This is a genomic window from Mycoplasma sp. E35C, assembly GCF_019873825.1.
Lineage (GTDB): Bacteria > Bacillota_I > Bacilli_A > Mycoplasmatales > Mycoplasmoidaceae > Mycoplasmoides.
Genome location: NZ_CP068418.1, coordinates 704,084 through 726,833, shown reverse-complemented (window position 1 = coordinate 726,833; position 22,750 = coordinate 704,084). Strand labels below are relative to the sequence as shown.

The 22,750-nt window shown below is 29.3% G+C and carries 14 protein-coding genes; 11 read left to right on the top strand and 3 right to left on the bottom strand.

Annotated features, from left to right (window positions below):
* Positions 1 to 21 precede the first annotated feature (21 nt).
* The 6 genes from JJE79_RS02985 (at position 22) to JJE79_RS02960 (ending at position 13,437) form a co-directional block, all read left to right on the top strand.
* Positions 22 to 807 (top strand): DUF1600 domain-containing protein, encoded by a 786-nt coding sequence (locus JJE79_RS02985; RefSeq protein ID WP_222926143.1) that lies wholly within the window; start codon positions 22 to 24, stop codon positions 805 to 807.
* A 721-nt stretch (positions 808 to 1,528) separates the two neighbouring features.
* Positions 1,529 to 3,328 carry a translation elongation factor 4 gene (lepA, locus tag JJE79_RS02980; RefSeq protein WP_222926142.1) on the top strand — a complete coding sequence of 600 codons (1,800 nt, stop codon included), beginning with the start codon at positions 1,529 to 1,531 and terminating at the stop codon, positions 3,326 to 3,328.
* Positions 3,321 to 4,691 carry an MFS transporter gene (locus JJE79_RS02975; RefSeq protein WP_255565827.1) on the top strand — a complete coding sequence of 457 codons (1,371 nt, stop codon included), beginning with the start codon at positions 3,321 to 3,323 and terminating at the stop codon, positions 4,689 to 4,691. The genes lepA and JJE79_RS02975 overlap by 8 nt, the downstream gene beginning before the upstream one ends.
* 105 nt (positions 4,692 to 4,796) lie before the next feature.
* Positions 4,797 to 11,570 carry an EAGR box-containing protein gene (locus JJE79_RS02970; protein WP_222926141.1) on the top strand — a complete coding sequence of 2,258 codons (6,774 nt, stop codon included), beginning with the start codon at positions 4,797 to 4,799 and terminating at the stop codon, positions 11,568 to 11,570.
* A 41-nt stretch (positions 11,571 to 11,611) separates the two neighbouring features.
* Positions 11,612 to 12,559 carry an MSC_0882 family membrane protein gene (locus JJE79_RS02965; protein WP_222926140.1) on the top strand — a complete coding sequence of 316 codons (948 nt, stop codon included), beginning with the start codon at positions 11,612 to 11,614 and terminating at the stop codon, positions 12,557 to 12,559.
* A 23-nt stretch (positions 12,560 to 12,582) separates the two neighbouring features.
* Positions 12,583 to 13,437 carry a Cof-type HAD-IIB family hydrolase gene (locus tag JJE79_RS02960; RefSeq protein ID WP_222926139.1) on the top strand — a complete coding sequence of 285 codons (855 nt, stop codon included), beginning with the start codon at positions 12,583 to 12,585 and terminating at the stop codon, positions 13,435 to 13,437.
* 150 nt (positions 13,438 to 13,587) lie between these two features.
* On the opposite strand, the gene JJE79_RS02955 is transcribed toward JJE79_RS02960, so the two are convergent.
* Entirely contained in the window at positions 13,588 to 14,481 is an 894-nt protein-coding gene (locus JJE79_RS02955) for a Cof-type HAD-IIB family hydrolase (protein ID WP_222926138.1), read from the bottom strand.
* Positions 14,481 to 15,527: a tryptophan--tRNA ligase gene (trpS, locus tag JJE79_RS02950; protein ID WP_222926137.1), complete on the bottom strand. Its 1,047-nt coding sequence runs from the start codon at positions 15,525 to 15,527 to the stop codon at positions 14,481 to 14,483. The genes JJE79_RS02955 and trpS overlap by 1 nt, the downstream gene beginning before the upstream one ends.
* 90 nt (positions 15,528 to 15,617) lie before the next feature.
* Here trpS and JJE79_RS02945 point away from each other — a divergent pair, with 90 nt between their 5' ends.
* The 4 genes from JJE79_RS02945 (at position 15,618) to JJE79_RS02930 (ending at position 19,285) form a co-directional block, all read left to right on the top strand.
* Positions 15,618 to 16,094, top strand: a complete 477-nt coding sequence (locus JJE79_RS02945) for a Spx/MgsR family RNA polymerase-binding regulatory protein (RefSeq protein ID WP_222926136.1) — start codon at positions 15,618 to 15,620, stop codon at positions 16,092 to 16,094.
* Positions 16,087 to 16,875, top strand: a complete 789-nt coding sequence (locus JJE79_RS02940; protein WP_222926135.1) for an NAD(+) kinase — start codon at positions 16,087 to 16,089, stop codon at positions 16,873 to 16,875. The genes JJE79_RS02945 and JJE79_RS02940 overlap by 8 nt, the downstream gene beginning before the upstream one ends.
* Before the next feature lie 104 nt (positions 16,876 to 16,979).
* Positions 16,980 to 17,345, top strand: coding sequence for a PTS sugar transporter subunit IIA (locus JJE79_RS02935; RefSeq protein ID WP_255565826.1), 366 nt, complete (start codon positions 16,980 to 16,982; stop codon positions 17,343 to 17,345).
* 182 nt (positions 17,346 to 17,527) lie between these two features.
* A complete protein-coding gene (locus JJE79_RS02930) occupies positions 17,528 to 19,285 on the top strand; it encodes an APC family permease (protein WP_222926134.1) in 1,758 nt (585 codons plus the stop codon).
* A 289-nt stretch (positions 19,286 to 19,574) separates the two neighbouring features.
* On the opposite strand, the gene JJE79_RS02925 is transcribed toward JJE79_RS02930, so the two are convergent.
* The gene (locus JJE79_RS02925) at positions 19,575 to 20,771 is read right to left on the bottom strand and encodes a lysylphosphatidylglycerol synthase transmembrane domain-containing protein (RefSeq protein WP_255565825.1); all 1,197 of its coding nucleotides are present in this window, start codon (positions 20,769 to 20,771) and stop codon (positions 19,575 to 19,577) included.
* 172 nt (positions 20,772 to 20,943) lie between these two features.
* Here JJE79_RS02925 and dnaK point away from each other — a divergent pair, with 172 nt between their 5' ends.
* Positions 20,944 to 22,719 carry a molecular chaperone DnaK gene (gene dnaK, locus JJE79_RS02920; RefSeq protein WP_222926133.1) on the top strand — a complete coding sequence of 592 codons (1,776 nt, stop codon included), beginning with the start codon at positions 20,944 to 20,946 and terminating at the stop codon, positions 22,717 to 22,719.
* The last annotated feature ends 31 nt before the right edge of the window (positions 22,720 to 22,750 follow it).

Sequence of the window (22,750 nt, the reverse complement as noted above, 5' to 3'; positions counted from 1 at the left end):
TAGAAATATTATTTTTCATTTATGGGTTTAGTAAATAATAACAAACAAGGATTTATTAATTGATATAAAAATAAGCTAACCAAGGCTCAAAGAATATTCTTTTATGTTCTTATTATTAACGCCATTGGTTTTGCTTTAATAATTTATGCTATCATCAAATCTTTAATGGAAAAAGGTCAAGCCTTTACTAGACTTGATAAGTTTACTAACCAAAGTAATGTTTTGCTTTTTATATTTTCTATATTCTTTGTCTTTTTTCCTAAACATAGCTTTATGAAAAATGACAAATTCTTAATAGCAACAACAGTTTATATTTTATTCACCTTTATTGGCTATAATTTTGTATTAAGTCCAATGAAATTAGGTTATCAAGTTAATGATACTCCTTTCGAGATGTTTAAAGACTTATACATTCACTTCTTTAATCCAATAATATTTATTATTTGTGGTTTTATAAAGTTCGTATATGAACCTAATATCAATTTAAAGAAATATCATGATTATTTAATTCCAGGATACATTTATCCTTTCATTTATACAATTTATTCAATAAGCATTCCGTTTGTTTTTAATACTCATGAAAATCAAGTGTATTCAGTTTATAAGCAAGCAACAAATATTAAGGACTATCCACAAATTGCATGACTAATTTTTAGTTTTAATTTGTTTGTTTATTTACCTTCTTCTTATTTCATAATTTGGTTTAGTGCTAAGAAGATTTCTCAAAAATATTATCTAAAATATTTAGATCAAAAATTAGCTAAAAATACAATTAAATTTATTCGCTTTGATTTAGATAAAAATTAAAAATATACGGTAAAAATAGCATATTTTTTATTTTGTTGATAACTGATTTTAATATTTTTTATAGTTCATTTTTTTAATTAAATTAAACATTTTACTACAAAGATTTTGTTAAATTTATTGAATACTAAATTCAATATTTTTCTTAACCAGTTTCTAAGTATATTTAGTAATTTAACTAAATCTATTTTTGTATTAGTTTATTTGAAAAATAACTTGGAAATTTAGATTAGCTGTTTTTGAGTTTTTATTTCAAAATAAATTCATTTAAAAAGATTAAAATTTAAATTTTTAATAAAAAACAAATATTTACTCTTAGATATAAATAGTTGTTAAAAAAATAATTAGTTTTTAATTTATTTAAAAAAACATTTAATAAATCAAAATAAATAAAAGAAATTAAAGCTAATTTATAAATTCTTTTTATAGAATCTTTTAATGAAATTATTTAATTATTTATTTCTAAAAAAATTAAAAAAACACGGTAAAAATAACATTTTTTTAAGTAGTAATAGTTAATTTTAAATATAAATTTTAATGTCTATAACAATCTTTTTTTGCAGTTAATTTTGCTTCAAAAACATTAAAAAATTAAGCATTAATTTATTGATTAAATAATTAGTAATTTTTTTAATTCAAAAAAGTTTATAAAAAATAACACATATAAAGTTTATAAAAATGTTGAATTCCAGCTTATAGAATAATAAAATTAGTTAGTTAATTCATGGACAAGAAAAATATACGTAATTTCAGCATAATTGCTCATATTGATCACGGTAAATCTACACTTTCAGATAGATTGATCGAGATTACTGATACTGTTTCTAAAAGAGAGATGAAAGATCAACTTTTAGATAGTATGGAACTTGAGAGAGAACGAGGAATTACGATTAAATTGAATGCTGTCCAATTAAAATTCCAAAGAAATAACCAAGATTACACTTTCCATTTAATTGATACTCCTGGACATATTGACTTTACTTATGAAGTATCTAGAAGTTTGGCTGCATGTGAAGGTGCTTTATTAGTTGTTGATGCCACCCAAGGGGTTCAGGCTCAGACTTTATCAAATGTTTATTTAGCTTTAGAAAACAACCTAGAAATCATTCCTGTTATCAACAAAGTTGATTTACCTTCGGCTGATGTTGATAAAGTTAAAAAAGATATTGAAACCACAATCGGTATTGATTGTTCAGATGCTCCGTTGATTTCTGCTAAAACTGGATTAAATGTTGAAGATGTTCTTCAAGCCATTATTAAGAAGATTCCAGCTCCTAAAAAAGCAGAAAACAACGATCCATTAAAGGCATTGATATTTGATAGTTATTACGATCCACACAAAGGAGTTGTGTGTTTTATTCGTGTTTTTGATGGACAACTAAAAGTTGGTGATGAAATCTTGTTTATGGCAAACAAGGTTAAATACATTGTTACAGAAGTTGGGATTAAAAATCCAAACATGCAAAAAAAGGATTTTTTAGAAGCTGGTGAAGTAGGATATGTAGCAGCTTCAATCAAAACAATCCGTGATATTCATGTTGGTGATACCATTACTAATGCAAATAATCCTTGTGATACACCTTTACCTGGTTATCGCAAGATTATGCCGATGGTATATGCTGGATTATATCCAGTAGATACTTCTGATTATCAAAACCTAAAAGTTGCAATGGAAAAAATCGTTTTAACCGATGCAGCATTAGAATATGAATACGAAACATCAAATGCCTTAGGTTTTGGTATTCGTTGTGGATTTTTAGGTTTATTACATATGGATGTAATAAGAGAACGGATTGTTAGAGAATATAATATTCCATTAATTTTATTAGCTCCATCAGTAATGTATGAATGTCATTTAACTAATGGTGAAGTTATTAAGGTAGATAACCCTGCTAAAATGCCTGAACGTAATAAGATCAAGGCGATGTTAGAACCTTATGTTAAATTAACGATTTCAACTCCTGATGAATTTATTGGTTCAATTATGGAGTTATGTCAAAACTTCAGAGGTGAATACCAAGAATTAAGAGAAGTTGATATTTCAAGAAAAATCTTGGTATATGAAATTCCGTTAGCTGAAATCATTTATTCATTCTTTGATAAATTGAAATCAGTAACCAAAGGTTATGCTTCATTAGACTATGAATTAATTGGTTATCGTGAGTCATCATTAGTTAAAGTTGACATCTTATTAAACGCACAAAAAGTTGATGCTTTATCATTCATTAGTCATACGCAATTTGTTTATCAAAAAGCGAAAAAAATCGTAGAAAAACTAAAAACTTTAATACCAAGACACTTATTTGAAATTCCAATTCAAGCTGCTGTTGGTTCAAAAATTATTTCACGTGAAACGATTAAAGCAATGCGTAAAAACGTATTAGCAAAATGTTATGGTGGTGACGTTTCTCGTAAGAAGAAATTATTAGAACAACAAAAAGAAGGTAAAAAACGCCTTAAAGCTATTGGTTCTGTTCAGATTCCACAAGAAACATTCTCAAAATTATTACAAGATGATGAATAAAACCTTAAATTCGCTAATTATTAACGGATCACTGTTAGCAGTGTGTATTGTTATTAGCATCATTTTCTTTTGAAAAGTAAAGTTTGAAAATAAAGGCTATAAAAAACTCTTCATTTTTTACACACTTTTTTGAATTCCAATCTTCCTTGTTAGAAGCTATCGTGGATCGCTACATAATGACTTAATGGCTGATCCAAAATTGCTGTTTTTACCGTTAAGTTTGTATGGTTTTGTCGGAATCTTTGCAAGAATTTTATTCGATTATTTAGGTATAAAATTCAAGTCAAGAAAGAAAGTTGTTTTATTAGCAATTTTATTGCAATTAATAACGTTTATTCCAGTTATTATCAAACCAAGTTTTGAGACAAATTTAGTTCAAGTAATCGGTGTAGGTATTGGCGCATCGTGTATTGGCTCATTTTCTTTATGATTTAATGAACAACATGCTAAAGAAAAACCGTTTTTGGCAATTTCAATACTATCAATTCCACCATTGCTAGCTGACTTCATTGCTTCACCAATGCAATCATTCATTCGTTCGCTGTCAATTACACCAGAAAAAACAGTGGATGTAAACATCACAAAATACTTGTGGGTTGTTGGTTTATTTTTTATCTTAATCAATTTAATTTTTTGATGATTTTTACGGGAAAATCCAGCATTTGTTGGTTTAAAAAAAGAAAATCCAAAACAAATAATTAACAAATCTTTTAAGATGATTTATGCATTTGTAATAGTTATCTTATTTGGTGGATTAATTAGCTTCACTAGATTTGCCATTTCAGATGGAGTAGCTCAACTAACATTACAACAACTTGTAGGTAAAGAAGTTAGCGCTCCTTATGAAGGGTATTTATCTGTCATATTTAGTGTCACCCAACTACTAGGTGGAGTTTTAATGGGATTAGTTGGTGTCAAATACTTTGATAAATGATTAGTTGCACTATTAGGTGGCATTTTCTTTATCTTATACAACGGATCAATGATCTTATTGCTTAATTCAGACCAATTAGAACAAAATGCTAAGGGGTATGTTTATTTAGCGATCCAAGGATTATCTGGTTTTGGATACGGGGTTTTATATAACTTATTGATTGCTCACGCCTTATCCTACGGCTTTAAAACCAATAAAATTACCCCTTTAGGGGTTTATCAAACCACAGCTTCAATCTCAATTACATCTGGTAATTTCTTCACAGGATTCATTAAAAATAATATCCAATTAAGTTTTATTCGTTCTAATACAGTGATTTCTTATATATTAATAGCTCTGCTTGTAATTGGGTTAATCCTATACTTTTTTAATAGTTATATCGATAATGAATACAAGATCAAACCCATTTTTCAAATCAAACGCCTTTAAATACATATTTAAAGGTTAATTTAATGGTGAAAATTAAGAATATGGATTTTTTAAAGTAAATTATAATAATATAAAATGTTTTGCTTACACAGTTAGGAATATAAAGTGGCTAAAAAAGACAATAAGAAAAATAAAAAAGCAGCAAAGGCCTTTGTAGAAGAAGAAGAGATTAACGAAGAAGAATCAGAAGCCATCTTCGGAAATCTTTATGATGGCGCTGAAGATGTAGTTCCTGCAGCATTAGCATATGAAAGTGGACAATTGCCAGAAGATGGTTCAATTCAAGTAGCTTTTGATGCTGATAATAATGCTTACTACATTGCATACGATCCAGAAAATGAGATCTTCATTGAGCCTTATGAAAACTACGAATTAGATGCAGCTAACCTTTATGATGCAGAAGGTAATCCTTTTGATTTCTTTGCTAATTATTTCGTAGAACAAGAAGAAGTAGAACAACCAGAAGAAGAAGGTGAATATTGAGAACAATTCATCGGGGTTGAAGGTTATGGATACTACGATGAAAACGAAGAATGAGTTTGGGCTGGTTATTTTGATGATAATAACGAATTCATTCCTAATGAAGCAGAGGTTGTAGAAGAAGAACAATACGAAGAACAACCTCAAGAAGAAGAAATCCAAGTAGAAGCAGAACAAGAAGAAACTATTTCTGAACAACAAGAGCCACAAGTTGAACAAGAAGCTGCTGTTGAACAAGAACAACCAGAAGAAGTTGAACAAGAACAAGTAGAAGAAGTTGTTGAAGAAGTTTCAGCTCAACCAGAAGAAGTTGAACAACAAGAAGAACAAGAAATTGTTGAAGAAGAAGTTCAACCAGAAGAAGAATTACAAGCAGAACAACAAGAAGCTGTTGAAGAAGTTCAAGAAGAAGCTCAAGTTGAAGCGATCAATTGAGAAGATTACATCGGAGTTGAAGGTTATGGATACTACGATGAAAATGAAGAATGAGTTTGAGCAGGTTACTTTGATGACAATAACCAATTCGTTCTTTATGAAGAACAAGAAGCTGGCTCATGAGAACAATATGTCGGTGTTGAAGGATACGGATACTACGACGAAGCTGGTGAATGAGTTTGAGCTGGTTACTTTGACGAAGAAAACAACTTCATCCTTAACGATGATGTAGAACAAGTTGAAGAACAAGCTGCACAAGAAGAAGTTGAACAAGAAGTTGTAGAAGAACAACCAGAAGAAATTGTTGAAGAAGTTCAAGAAGAACAACAAGAAGTTGAACTTGAACAAGAACAAGCTGAAGAAGTTGAAGCTGAAGCAGAACAACAAGCTGATGAAATTGTTGAAGAAGAACAACAAGAAGTTTCACAACCAGAAGAAGTTCAAGCTCAATCTGAACAAGAAGTTGAATCTGAACAACCAACTCAACCAGAAGAAGCTCAAGCACAAGAAGAACAACCAGTTGCTTCTGAACAAAATGCTATTGCTCAAACTGAATTTAACTGAGAACAATACATCGGTGTTGAAGGTTATGGTCACTACGACGAAAATAATAACTGAATTTGAGATGGACACTTTGATGAAAATCAACAATTTATTCCATATCAAAGCGAAGGCGGAAGACCTGTTTGAGAACAATATGTTGGTGTCGAAGGTTATGGATACTACGACGAAAATCAACAATGAATTTGAACTGGATTCTTTGATGAAAATAATGAATTCATCCCACAAGATGGTGACCTTGAATCACTAGAAAAAGGTTTATCAGATCAAGAACAACCAGTTGCTTCTGAAGAACGAGTTTCAGCACAAGAGCAAGATGCTCAACCAGAAGTTGTTGAAGAAGACAAAACAACTGTTGAAGAACAACAAGCAATTGAAGCTCAACCAGAACAACAACCAGAAGTTGTTGAAGAAGACAAAACAACTGTTGAAACTCAAGTTGAACAACCAGCTGAAGAAGACAAAACAGTTGTTGAAGAACAACAAGTTGTTGAAGTTGGATCAGAACAACAACCAGAAGTTGTTGAAGAAGACAAAACAACAGTTGAAGCTCAAGTTGAACAAACTGAACAACCAGTTGAAGAAGAGAAAACAGTTGCTGAAGAACAACAAGCAATTGAAGCTCAGCCAGAACAACAACCAGAAGCTGTTGAAGAAGACAAAACAACTGTTGAAACTCAAGTTGAACAACCAGTTGAAGAAGACAAAACAGTTGTCGAAGACCAACAAGTTGTTGCTGAAGAAGTTGCTGTTCAAACAACTGCAACTGATGATGTTCGTCTTGTTACTGAACAAGAAGAAACCAAAGCTACAGAAACTGTTGAACCAAAAGTTGAAGAACAACAAACACAAGAAGAAATTGTTCAACCAGTTGTTAGCGAAAAACCAATTGTTGATGACACAATCGCATTAGCAACACAAACAGTTCAAACAGTTAAAACTGATGTAATCACTCAACAAACTCAAACTACATTCAATCCAGAATCATTTATTGGTAACATTGATTTTGGTTACTTTGATGAAACTGGTGAATGAATTTGAACTGGACACTTCGATCAAGAAGGTAACTTCTTTGATTTTGACGGTAATTTAGTTCATAAATCTGAATTACAAAAACAACCAGAACAATCACAAAATATTTTTGAAACAAAACCAACAGAAGTATCTGAAGAACTTCCAAAAGCTTCATTAGTAGTTACTGATTTAGAAGCAATTGTTGAAGAAATTGTTCAAGATGTTAAGCCTTCAGAATTAGAAGATGGATCTGAAACTGGTGCTGCAAGAATTTCTGCTTTATTAGAACCTACAAAAGTAGCAGAACAAGCAACATTACCAACAATCAAAACTGATGAAATTAAAATCGTTCCTTCATTCAAGGAAGAAAGTTTTGATTTACCAAAAGTTGATATTAATACACCAATCAAAGTTCAAGCTGATGAAGTATTATTAAATAACGATGCAATTCAAGTTGATATTAAGCCTCAAGCAACATTACCTAACTACTTAGAAGAAGCTCCAAAATCTAACGAATTAGTTCCTTGAAATCCAGAAGTAGCAGAATTTGAATCAACTGATGATCAAATCAATGTTGATACTAATGGATTTGTTCCAGAATCAGCTAAAAACATCTTTGAAGCTAATAAAAAAGTTCAAGCTATTGAATTTGATGAACCAAAAATTAATGAACAAATTCAAATTAGCAATAACATTAGCTTTGATAAATCACAATTAGAAACTCCAGTTGTTAATGTTCAACCACAAGTTGTTCAACCTCAAGTAATTCAAGCTGAAGTAATTCAACCACAAGTTATCCAACCTCAAGTTGTTCAACAAGAAGTGATCCAACCACAAGTTGAACCAGTTGCTAAGTTTGATAAGATAACTCATTTAACTGAAGAAGTTTCAACTAAAGTTGATGTAGTTTCAGCTGAAACTCAAGATCAACCAATTCAAATCAATGTTTCAAGTGAAATTGGTAGTGAATCTAAATTTGATTTATTTAAAAAAGTTGAAGTTGTTCAACCTATTAATGATCAAATCGTTCAACCAATTGCACAAGAAATTGTTCAACCAGTTGTAGAACAAAATATTGTTCCTGATTTAAACGTTAAAGTTGCTGAAAACTTCGTAAAAAATGATGATTTAGCAGTTTTAAAACAAAATCAAACTTACTTTGATGAACAACAAAAAATTAATGTTAATGTAAATGATGATTTAGCGATCAAAGAAAAAGTTATTAACATTAATCCAGTAATTAACGAAACAAGTGAATTTGACATTAACAACATTCTAAAACCAGCTGTAAAAATTGATGAAGTATCTAAACCAGTTTTAGGTGTTCATGTTAATGTTTTAGATGAACCATTCAAAGCTGTTAGTCCAGTTTATGAAGAAAATAAACCATCAACAGCATTAGAAGTAATTCCACAAGAATTTATTGAACCAAAAGTTCAACCACAACCTGAAACTAAAGCTCTTGTTGAAAAAACTGATGAAATTATCAAAGTTGAAGAACAACCTCAAACTATTGAAGAGCCATTCTTTAACAAATTTATTGGTAATGAAGCTTATGGTTTCTATAACAAAAACAATGTTTGAGTATGAGCTGGATACTTTGATGAAAATCAAAACTTCATTTCAGACAAAGAAACAAAAACTGATAAAGTTGATTTATTAATTGAAGAAATTAATAAAAAAGAAGTTACTAAGAAAGCTGAAATTGTTAAACAAGAAGTTAAACAAATCGAAGAAAAACAACCAGAACCATTCTTTAACAAATTTATTGGTAATGAAGCTTATGGTTATTACAACGATAAGAAAGTTTGAGTATGAACTGGATACTTTGATGATAAACAAAACTTCATTTCAGACAAAGCTTCTATCTCTAAATCAGATAAATTAATCGAAGAAGAATTACAAAAACAACGTATTTTAGAGTTAGAAAGACAATTAGCTCAAACTCAACAAAAACTTCTAGAAACTGCTAAACAAAAAGAAGAAACTCACAAAGAAGTTAAAAAAGCAGAAGACAGAGTTGATCAAGAAATCGTTGTTGAAAAACTTGAACAACCAATTCAAGATACAGTTCAATTATTAAACCCAGCTAGAGAAGTTGAAAACTTAATTGCTGTTTATAAATCAGAAAAATCTGATTTAGACTTAACTAAATTAAGAGAAGAATTTAACAAATTCAAAGCTGAAAAAGAAGAAATTGATAACTTCAAAAACATTAATGATTTAGATGTAATTAATTTAGATAAAGCATCAGTTAATAAGAAGACTGATATCTATGTTTTATCTGGATTTGAACGCAAAGAAGAAGCTTTCAAGGACAAAGAATTAAGTTACTTACAAAAACTAGATCTAAATGCTATCGTTGAAGTTCAGCCAAAACTTGAAGCAAAACAAGATGTTGTTGAATTAGTTAAACATGAAGATGTGATTCAACCAATGCAACAACAAGAAATTGTTAGAGTTGAAGAAGTTAAAGAAGAAAAAACTGATGTTATCAAGCCAATTGAACAACAAACAGTTGAACCAAGAGCTCAATTAAGACTTGAAGCTAAAACTCAACCTAAGGTTGAAAAAGCGCCTTCAATTCTAGACAGTTACACACCTTCATTTGATTCTGAAAAACCATTAGAAGAATTAAACTTTAAGTTTGCTAGCCTACCAGAAGTTAAAGCGCCAGCTAAACAAGAAGAAGCAATTCTAGAACCAATCCAACAAGAAGACATCTTTAACAAAATTAGAGAAGAATTAGAATTAACTAAGGATTCAAAACTACCTGAAACAAAAGATTCATTAGATGAATTAATTGATGGAGCAATCCAAGAATTAAAATCTGATTTTGAACCATCAACTAAGATCCATTCAATTGATGAAATTGAAGAAGTTGAAGATGTAATTAAACCATTAGCTGATGCTCAAGAAGAAGTTGTTTTAAGAACTGATAACTCTGACTTCATTCAACTTGATGATGGTAATGAATTTGATGATTTAATCGTTAAATCTGATGCACAACCAAGAACTAAAGTTGTTGAAGAAGTTAAAGTTGAAATTAAAGCTAAACCAGAAGTTAAAGCTCCTGAAGTTAAAGTTTCACAACAAGTTGAAACCCCAGTTCAACAACCAACTAGTCAAATTGCATTAACTAACGAAGAATACAAGAAGGACATTACAGAATTGAAACAATTCTTAGAAAAACGTTCAGAAGAATTATTCAAACAATACTTTGCTAAGTTTGAAGAATTATCACAACGTCAATTAGAATCATTCAATAACATCAGAGAAGAACTTCGTTCAGAAATGAATGAAATTAGAGATGAAGTTAAAGCTAACCAAATTGCAATAACTTCTGAAATCACTGAAGAAATTTATCCTTCTAAACCAAAAGTTACTCGTAAGCAAAAACTTGTTAACGAATTCACAGCTTCAACAAGCGAATTTGACTTTGATAGTTCATTATCATTAATTAATGAAAATAACTACGATTTATACGATTTATTAGACCGTATTATTAATTGTGAAGATGTTAAATTAACATCTAAGAACTTATTTAAGTCAGAAGAATACCAAGACAAGATTAAACAAAGTGTTGCTGAAGTTAAATTAGTGCTTAAAAATTCTGAAAAAGAAGCTACTAAGAACTACAACTACATCTTATCTACATTAAAGAACGAAATCAGTTTATTACAAAAAGATTTACCTTTAATTAGCAACCAAATTTCTAGATTACAACAAGATTTAAGATACAACAAATTAAGTCGTGAAGAATATTCATACGCACAAGAAAACATCAACGAATTACGTGCTGAACATTCTAATAAAGCTAGAGCAATTAGCTTCTACAACAAGAAGATTAATGATCTAAAAACAATTTACTCACAACAAATCAGAAAGATTAAATCTGATTACAACAGAGTTAATGAATTGGCAAACAACAAACAAAAACGTAACAACTACAATGAAGTAAATCGTCCAGTATTTGATAACCGTTTTGATGTTCCAAACGTTAAGCGCAATTACGAAGAACTATACAGAAGTCAATTAAGTTCTAACCATAACAACAATTATGGCAACTTTAGACAATATGATCCGTTAATTGATAGCCGTTCTAAGTATGAATACTTCGCAAATCACCAACCAAGAGATTTCTTTGACGATTTAGAAAGTATTGATAACGACATCTTTAATTCAAATGATTTAATTTATTCAAACCGTAATACTTATCTGGATGAAAACTTCAGAATTAATGATTTTGAATTAACTAATAGTTTTGATGAAATTGACTCATTATATGGAGCTCAAACATTAAGATTACCAGCATTAGATAGTAGTGATTCTTTAAGTGATTTAGATTTTAACAGCACTTTTGATATTGATTTTGATCCTGAATATTAAAATTAATTATTTAAAATATATAAACTAAAATCATAAATCCCATGAATGACAAAACACAAACATTAGATTTAGGAATCGAATCAGATAACGACAAATACGCTGAGTTTGCTAGATCAAAAGCAGTGATGTTAAATCAGATTAGCAACAGTTTTTATAACAGTTCTAATGTCGTTACCATTAATCAAGAAGAGATCCAACCTGAATTAGTTGAAACTAAAGAAACCAAAATGCCAACTTTTTATAAAAAAGAGTTGTTCTTTAGCACAATTGATTTAATTTTTGGGATTATTGTTATTCTGTTATTTGGGATTGCAATGTTATTAATTGCTCTAAATATTTATGATAAGAACCAATCATGACACATAATGTGAGCAACAATTCCATTAGGATTGATTACGTTAATTATCGGATATAAGACGATTAGTAATTATGTCAATATAAAAAGCGGTTTGAAAAATCCAGAGGCCTTTAATCGGCATCAGATTGCGGTCAATATCTTGCGATCGTATAAAAGTTTGAAATTAGTTCCGATTAATATCAATTGATTAGCAGCAGGAATTTATATTGCTGTTGGTTTAGTTTCACTAGTTGCACTAGTTGTGGCTTGGGGATGAAATACTAGTGTTGATCCACAAAAAGTTAAAGAATTTGGTCAATTATCAGTTCTTAAAGAAGATAAAGTTACATTAGATTACTGACCATTATATACAATCATCACCACAGGTGGGGTTGGAATTGGAACTTTAATCATTCAAATTTATTTATTGATTACAAGCTCAATTCGCGCTAGAGAAATTGAAACTTTCTATGGCAGAATGCCAATTAATGATCTTGATATGTCGCAAATCAAGAGCAGAACTAATAAAAGAAATATGATTATCTTTTTAATCTACATTTTAATTATTGGTTTAATCTTTATTATTGCCAAACTGATTATTAATACATTCTTAGCTAAAAAAGATAAGAAATTTAAAATCCTTCCTTTTTAAGATAACTAGGTAGTTAAATATTTATGGATATTGAAAACAAAAACCAATTAAAACTAATTGGTATTGATCTTGATGGAACTTTGCTATCAAGAAGAAAAAAAGTAACTACCAAAGTTATTAATGCTTTATTAAAATTACGTCAAAAATCACCAGAATTAGTAATTGCAATTATTACTGGCAGATTTTCACGCAGTGCTCAAAGAATTATTAAAACTTTGAATAATTCAGGAGTTGATGTTAATTATCTTTGTTCTTCGAATGGTTCTGTTGTTTATTCTGTTAAAAACGAAGAATACCAAAAACTTTATGAATTAAATATCCCTTCTAAAAATGCTAGGGTGATTTTTGAATACTGTTTAAAGAATAAGATTTGTTTTCAAGGATATTTAGCTAATTGCAACAATGAAAAAAACATTGTGATTAGCAATAATACAATCATAGGCACAACAATTAACTTATTTAATAAAAAACACAGCTTTTGCTCTGATCTTTTTGTTGATAACGAATACCATAAGATTAATTTATTAGCGTTTTCTAAAAAAGCATTATCTAAATTAAAACAATACTTATATGATCATTATGGTAATGAATTAGAATTAGCTAATATTTATTCAACATTCAGCGAAGTAACAGCTAAAAACGTGAATAAAGCACACGCTCTTGAATATATTTGCAAATTAGAAAATATTGATCTAGAACACACAGCTGTTGTTGGTGATTCATTAAATGACTATCCGATGTTTGAAATTGCTAAATACAAGTTTGCTATGAAAAAAGCTAATGAAAAATTAAAGCAAATTTCAACATACATCGCTTCATCAAAAAGAAGCAATCAATTTAGTGAAATTATCGATCAAACAATCAGTTTAATTGATTAATAATTCCAAATAAAATAATTGAATTAAAAAACAAAACTCAAGCAAAAATTGCTTGAGTTTTTTAATGTTATTATCATCAAAAACAAATAAAAAACAGATTGGAATTTAACTAAACTCCAATCTGTTATTAAAAATTTAAATTAGTTGTTTTTATGTGTTTTTACCGCATATTTTTGATTTATTTTGTAATGCTTTCTTAACAATTTTGTGATAAAGTTCAAATGCTACACCGTGGTTATTGTTATCCATTTTAGTGATGTATCTAGCTAATAATTTAGCGCTTGAAATTCCATTTTTCATTGCGTAACCAAATCTAGCTTTTTGTAACATTTCAATATCATTTTCACCATCACCAAATGCCACAATTAATTCTTTAGGAACACCATAATAACTACTTAGATAATCTAATGCATTACCTTTGTTAGCATACACAGTATTAACTTCAATAATATCACCAGAGATTGGCAATGATCATCTTCTTACGATGAAAGTGCTAAATCGTTCTTTTAGTTGGAAAACAACTTCATCAATTTTCTTAGGATCTTTAATTTGCAATAAGATCGTATTAGGATCATTTTTTAAATTCATTAATTTGTCCTTACCAAAAGAACAATTATCCTTACCATCAATATGGAAACAATCTAAAAACTCATCATGTTCATTAGAACTTGATGGTTTTTTCATAATGTAAGTTCCTTCGTCGTTTTCAACAATGATATTATCAACTAGTTTAATGATTGAGCTATTGCTTAATAAGTTGGTAACTAAATGTTTAGAAAAACTTAAATTGATTTCTTTAAAACCCTTATCTGATGGGTTTCAAATAAATGAACCATTTAAGTTAGCCATTACAGTTTTTAGTTTTAATTGATTGTAAATATCAATCGAAGCACGTGAAGGTCTTCCTGTTGCAATACAAAAATGATGACCAAGTTTATTGATCTTATCAACAACCCGAATTGTTTGTGAACTTAATTTACCTTCACTATTTAATAAGGTGCCATCAAGATCTGAGATAATTAATAATTTTTTGTAATTAACCATTACACTACCATTCCCAATTTTTTATAAACATTCAATAAAGTCTGTTTAGCAATTGGCAATAGATTTTTCTTACCCATATCTAGCACTTGTCTTACATACTCATCACTAATTTTTGCTTTATTAGCTTGAATAATTGCTAAAATGTTTCAGACAACTTCGAATAGTTCTTCTTTAAAATCTTTATAAGATTTATTGTTAAATTTATTTATTATATCCTCTACACTAATTTTTGTCACCTTGTTGAATAACTTTTGTCTTAATTCTTGATTAAGGTGATCGTTAATTGATGCGTAATAAATACCAACCAAATTACTTACTTCTGGTTGAGTTGAATAATCATAATTAATCTTATTTAAAGCATCAGTTTTAGCTGATTTGATTTTTGCTAAAACTTCTTCTTTACTATCATCAAGACTAATTACACCTTTTTTAGATAAAGAAGATTTTGACATCTTCTTACTTGGATCATTTAAATCCATAATTCTAGCACCAACCGATGCAATAATAGGTTCAGGGATCTTAAACAATTCACCATACTTATTATTCATTCTAATGGCGATGTTTCTGGTTAATTCAATGTGTTGTTTTTGATCAGCACCAACACAAACATAATCAGCATTATAAATTAAAATATCAGCCGCCATTAATGTTGGATAAGTTAATAACCCTGTCGGGATTTTAACTGTTTGGTTATGTTGAACGAACTTTTGTTTTTTATCTTTATATTGTGTCATTCGTTCTAATTCACCCATAGTGGTATGACATAACAACACATGTCCTAATGCAGGGTGTTCGTTGATTTCAGATTGTAAAAAAATATTATTTTTTTCAATATCTAGTCCAGCTGCTAAATAAATCTTAACTAAATCAATAATGTTTTGTTGAGCTGTTTTGGGATCAAAATCAACTGTAATTGTATGTAAGTTAGCTACAAATAAATTAAGTTGATACTTATCTTGCAAGCTAAGATTTTGTGAAATTGATCCTAGATAGTTACCTAAATGTAAAAAACCGGTTGATTGAATTCCTGAGATTATCTTATTCATTATTACAAATATAATAATAAGTTATATTATAACCATATATATTAATAATTTATTCTGGATTTAACAGAGTGAATAACTATAGTAGTAGAAATGGCAGATATTACAAATAATCAAATCGACAACATTGTTTTATTCATAACAGCTTCTTGTATTGGGTGTACAAGAGTAAGACGATTTTTTAGAGAAAACAAATTAGCTCATAAAGAAGTAAATTTCTATAAGAGCCCGATTGATGAAAAATATTTTAAAGATATTTTAAGTTTAACCGAAAAAGGTGTATTTGATATTATCTCGACCCGTTCAAAATATTTACAAAATAACAAAGTAAATATCGACGAACTAACCATTAGTGAACTAATTAATTTAGTTCATCAACATCCAAGCATTCTAAAAAGACCAATCATTTTACAATATGATAAATCAGGCAATCCCAAGCGTTTAATGATTGGGTATAACTCAACTGATATTAGGGTCTTTTTAAGAGATATTGCTGATGTTAAAGCATATTATAGTGATGAATATTGATTTGATGAACAAAGTTCATTAAATGACAAAAAACATGAATAAAAAATACCATTTAATTTCATCTCCTGCTGCTAAGGCAATTGAATTAGAACCAAGAATTAAGAAGGTTTTAAATCAATCATTACAAGAAGTAAGTGATCCAAAACAAGCTGATTATTTATTTATTAATGGTGGTGATGGAACTTTTATTAAGCAAGCAGTGCAACATGATCGTGAAGGTTTAAAAATCATCGGGATCAATGGCGGCACTTTAGGTTTTTATACTTCATTTAATGAAGAAAATATTGATCAGATTGTTGATTGTTTGGATAAATTACCTTACAACAATTTAGATTTCATTAAGTTAAAAGTTGAAGATCAAACCTTTTATGCAATCAATGAATTCAACATTAATTCAACGACTGCTTATGGGTATGATATTTATTTCAATGATCTGTTTTATGAAAAATTCAGAGGAACTGGCTTGTTGATATCAACAAGAACAGGATCAACAGGGATTACTAAATCAGCTCATGGTGCAATCTTATTCCCTGGATTAAATGCTATTGAAATTGTTGAGATGAACCCATTGTTGCACTCAAGTTTTGTAACAATCCAATCACCAATTATTTTGCCAATTGATACGAAGATCAGAATTGAAATTAAAGAAAACTACTGTGCTGGTGAAGCTTGTCCAAGAATTATTTGCGATGGTGCTGTAATTAAAAAAGGGCTAAGTTCTACCTGCATTGAAGTTGATGCAATTAAATCTAAATCACAATTTGTTTTTGCTAATGATTTAGCTAGTTTTATTGAAAGATTACAAAAAACTTTCATTTATTAAGCTATATCAGCTTAAAATTGATATAATTTAAAAAAATTGAAGTTAATATTTAACTTAATATTTTTATTAAAAAATATTAGCTTAAGATCGATTTAAAACAGTTAATGAACAAAGCAACTTGAGTTTTTTTAAATATTATTACGCTCGGAATTATTAGAATAGTGGCTAATAAAAAAGCCAAGCGGATGTCAAGTCAAGTTAATCAAGAATTAAAGATATCAAATAAGCTTCCTTTTAATCTTGATAATTTTGTTCGCGCCTTAGGTTCATGAGACAACCTACAAAGTTCTGAAGCTACACTTAATATGATTAAGATAAGTGTGGTTGATAAAAATAAAATCAATCCAGATCAAATTAAAAAAGAATTCAAGATTAAAGGGATTATGTGATCTGGCAACAACCTTTCATTGGTTTGCGGCGATTACGCAATTAGCTTATCTGAACAAATAAATTCAAGGATTAGTAAGTAATAAATTCATCATTAATAAAATTTAATGCAATGAATTATTAGTTTTATTTATATAAAACTAATCTTCAACGAATAAAACAATTAAATTTTATTGAGAAGTTTTAACTTATTTTTTACTTATTTTTATTAAAGTTTAGATTATTTTTTAATTAATAATTCAACTGTTTTTTTGCAAAATAAATTATGTCAAATTCAATCAGTAATCAGCAAAATAATTCATTAGCAAATGCCACTAAATCTAAAAAAATTAGCTTCTTTTCAGGAGTAACCATTGCAATCGGTTCATCGATTGGAGCAGGGATCTTTTTCAGAGCACAATCAGTTTTAGAAAATTCACAAAATTCAATGATTTTTGCGATATTTTGTTGAATTTTTGCTGCTTTTTCTGTGATCGCAATGGCGTTAGCTTTAATTGAAATCTCAAGTGGTCGAAATGATAATTTATCAATTATTGGATGATGTCAAACATTCAATGGTCGATATGTTTATAAATCCTGTAAGAATTTCATGGCATATATTTATGTGCCATTAACTTACTTCTTCATGCCATTATATTCAATCTTATCAATCCAAGATGGTGTGAGTTCTTTTTATGAAGGATATAACGGTTTAGGCACGCAAGTTGATTGAATGATCATGATGGTTTTATCATTGGTTATTTCAGTTTATTTCATTGTGATTGCTGGTGTGAGTGTAAGAATTGGCAACATTCAAAATTTAATTATTTCTTTTGTTAAATTTATTCCTTTAGTATTTGCAATCATTATTGGTTTTGTTGTTTTTTATAACAACGGATCAAAACCAACAAATCCAAATATTAATAATTTTGAGTTTAAACTTCCAGAAGATATTGATATTGCTAAAAAATTCAGTTTTACCAACCTATCACCTGGTTTTGGAATGTTCATTTCAATTGGAGCTATTTATTTTGCTTATGACGGTTTTTATTACGCAGCTGGCATTCAATCTGAAATGAAGCAACCTAAAAAAACTCCATTAGCAATTTTAGTTGGATTGTCATTTGTTACAGTTGTTTATTTAATTATGGCTGTAGCAATGTCATTAGGTTCAACAGATGGTTCACCATCAGGTTTAGAAAAATTCTTAAAAGATCACAATTTAATCCCAGTTTATGCTGCATTCCAGATTGCGATTGGAATTGGAGTTTTAGGAATTGTTAATGGTTTAAGTTTATGGGCTAATCGTTTCATGGAAGATTTAGTTAAATTAAACGAATTACCTTTTAGTATGAAGTTTATTAACCAAATTCGTGAAGATAAAGCAATCGTTGGACTTAAATATAATTTAGTAATTGCAATTCCAGTTATCATCATTGCTTCATTGATAGGTGGGCTAGGTTATATTGATAGTAACTATTTAGATTCAAAATATGGAACAGGTGTTGGTAAGATTTATAGTTTCTCAGATTTAATGGGAAATTGGACATCGGTAATTGCTTTTAGTTATATCGTAATAGCAATCATTGGTGGATTAATAAATCGTAAGAAAAACACGGTAAAAGTAGATAAATTTAAGTATTTTATTCCAAGCGCAATTTGTGCTGTTGTTGTGATGATTGTCGCAGTAGCTTTAACATTCTTACAACCAATTGGCGATCTGATATTGCTATACAAAATTCCTTATAGTAAAGAAACTGAAAAAGTTTATATATCACGCATTATGTTAGTGATTGTGTTGGTGCTTTATTTATTAATCATGTTTCTTCCAATTGTTATTGAAGATAAAAAAATGATTAAAAAATACGGATCAATTGAAAAATCAGAAATTGCTAAATTAAGAATCAAAGCAGAAGTTAAAAAAACTAGTTTTAAATCAGAATTATTAGCTTATGTTGAGATGTTAAAACGCAATAAATTAAGCAAAGAATTCGAATTAGCATTACAAGAAGTTCAAGAAGCTAACCAAACAGTTTCTTCATAGAATTAATAAATAATATTTACTAATCTTTACTTAAATTTTGTTCTCTTAAAAGTTTAAAATTTTCAGATCTTTTTAACTGATTTAAGTAATTAATATTTTTACTTTTTTATCAGTTAAAAAATTAAATTTATCTATTAGTTTAGAACATTAAATTACACAATAATTTTCATAACTAAAATAAAAAAACCAATATTTAAAAAATATCATTTTTACCGTTAATTTTTGATTTTTTTTAAACAAATAAAATAAAAAAATGACTTCGCAAAGAAATCATTTTCTAAGTAAATTTTTATTGATTATTAACTGCAGTATTTAATGAATTATTTTCTACTGAGTTTGTTGGAGGAATTGTTGGAGTTCTTATTGATTTAATGTATTGAACGATTTCAGCAATTCCAGGAATTATTCCAATCATTGTTGGTAAGTAGAACAAGATAAATCTTCATAAAAAGATTGTGTCATTAATATCGTTTTGCATCGTTTTACTATTAAAGTATTTAACTAGTTCTGGTGTTAATGAGTTTTTATCAATTAATGATTTGAAATAAAGTTCTAATGTAAATTGGATTGTCCCCTCAGCTCCTGGGATTGGAATAAAGTTATTTGCTGTAACTGAAATATTAGTAAAGTTAAATACTTCAACAAAATGATAAGCATTAGCTAATTCAGAGTTCAAAATCTTTAATGACATGTAAATTGAAGAATATTGAAACAACACTAAACTAGCTGTAAATAAAAACATAAAGATAACAATACCAACTCGTTTAAATTCTTTAATAAACATCTGTTTTTGATTTACATAATCTAAACGATCAGTTTCTTGCAAGGGTTTTAGTTTTAATAATTTTCTTAATTTATTAACAACTTTAAAAACTAATAAGTGAAACTTTTCACTAAATACAGCTGTTGCAAAAAATGAAAAGATACCAAAATCAACAATCATTCCACAGAAAGTAAATCAATAAGCAATTAATCCGTTTTCTGATTGTGATAATAAATCGTACTTAGTAGATATATAAATAAAGCTAGGTCAGGTTACTGTGATCTGAACAATTGACCAATAAATAGCAGTAGCACCAACAATAGTAATGGCGTCACTTAATTTAACTTTATTTTTAACAAGTCAATAAACCTTATATGGTTCAGCACCTGTCGCAAAGGGAGTGACGTTATTTATTAATGTGCTAACTAAGGCATAAATAATTCATTCATACCATTTAGCTTTGATTTTGTAGTTTCTAGCAATAATAAATAATGTTAAGAATTGTCACAAGAACCCATAAACCATGCAAGTAAAGATTAATGCGACGAACAATAATTGAATTTTATTAGTTGGACTTTCAAGAATTTTGAAAATCTTAGCAAAGTTGGTGTTTTTCAAGAAAATGACAGTCAATACGGCGATCAACAACACAACAACACCCACAATTGTGATGCTAATTCTTTTAATATTTAACTTAGAACGATCAATTTTTGTATTAGCCATTTCTTAATGTCAATTATTATATAATTGAAACAATTTTTTATTAAAAAACAAGTGAAAAAATAAAATAAATTAGCAATCATATTGATAAAGTGCTAATTTTTTATTATAATCTTATACATACAATCAAAAACCAAATTGGAATCGCATACTAATCGAAAGGATTAATAATAAAATGTCTGATAACGGATTAATTATTGGGATTGACCTTGGGACAACTAACTCATGTGTATCTGTAATGGAAGGAACACAAAAAACAGTTATTGAAAACCCAGAAGGTAAAAGAACAACTCCATCAGTAGTTTCATACAAAAACGGTGAAATTATTGTAGGTGATGCTGCTAAGCGTCAAATGTTAACTAACCCAAACACAATCGTTTCTATTAAACGTTTAATGGGAACTAGCAAAAAAGTAAAAATTAACGACAAAGGTGTTGAAAAAGAATTAACTCCTGAAGAAGTTTCTGCTAGTATTTTAAGTTACCTTAAAGATTTCGCTGAAAAGAAAACTGGTCAAAAAATTACAAGAGCTGTAATTACAGTTCCTGCTTACTTCAACGACGCAGAACGTCAAGCTACAAAAACAGCTGGTAAAATTGCTGGTTTAAACGTAGAAAGAATTATTAACGAACCTACAGCTGCTGCTTTAGCTTACGGTATTGATAAAGGTAACCGTGAAATGAAGGTTCTTGTGTATGACCTTGGGGGTGGTACATTCGACGTTTCATTACTAGATATCGCTGATGGTACATTCGAAGTTATGGCTACTGCTGGGGACAACAGACTTGGTGGTGATGACTGAGATAACAAGATCATTGACTGAATTATTGAAGAAATCAAAAAAGATCACCCATCATTAGACCTTAAGTCTGATAAGATGGCTATGCAAAGATTAAAAGAAGCTGCTGAAAGAGCTAAGATTGAATTATCAGCTCAATTAGAAGCATTAATCTCATTACCATTCATCGCAGTTACTCCAGAAGGTCCAGTAAACGCTGAATTAACTTTATCAAGATCTAAATTCGAAGAATTTACAAAAGATTTACTTGAAAGAACAAGAAACCCAATTGCTGACGTATTAAAAGAAGCAAAAGTTGAACCAAGCCAAATCGATGAAATTCTATTAGTTGGTGGTTCTACAAGAATGCCAGCTGTTCAAAAACTAGTTGAATCAATGATTCCTGGTAAATCTCCTAACCGTACAATTAACCCAGACGAAGTAGTTGCTCTAGGTGCTGCTGTACAAGGTGGGGTGTTAAGAGGGGACGTTAAAGACATCTTATTATTAGACGTTACTCCTTTAACATTAGCAATCGAAACTCTAGGTGGTGTTGCGACTCCAATTATTAAAAGAAACACAACAATTCCAGTTTCTAAATCTCAAATTTTCTCAACTGCACAAGATAACCAAGAATCAGTAGACGTTTCAATCTACCAAGGTGAACGTCCAATGGCAAGAGAAAACAAATCATTAGGTACTTTCTCACTAGGGGGAATTCAACCAGCTCCTAAAGGTAAGCCACAAATTGAAATTACATTCAACATTGACGCTAACGGTATCTTAAACGTTAAAGCTAAGGACTTAACAACTGGTAAAGAAAATAGTATTACTATTTCTAACTCTTCAGAATTGGATGAAAACGAAATCCAAAGAATGATCCGTGACGCTGAAGCGAACAAAGAACGTGATGCTATCGTTAAACAACGAATTGAAATGCGTTATGAAGGTGAAGGTATTGTTAATACAATTAACGAAATCCTTGGTTCTAAAGAAGCTGAAGCTTTACCACCTGAAGAAAAAACAAGTCTTACTAAGATCGTTGAAGGTATTAACAGTGCTCTTAAAGCTGAAAAATGAGATGAACTGAAAAACCAAATCGACGGCTTCAAGAAATGACGTGATGATATGTCTAAGAAATACGGTGGCGGTGAAGCTCCTGAAAGCAAATAGACATTCAAACTACACATTAGCACTTTAAAAA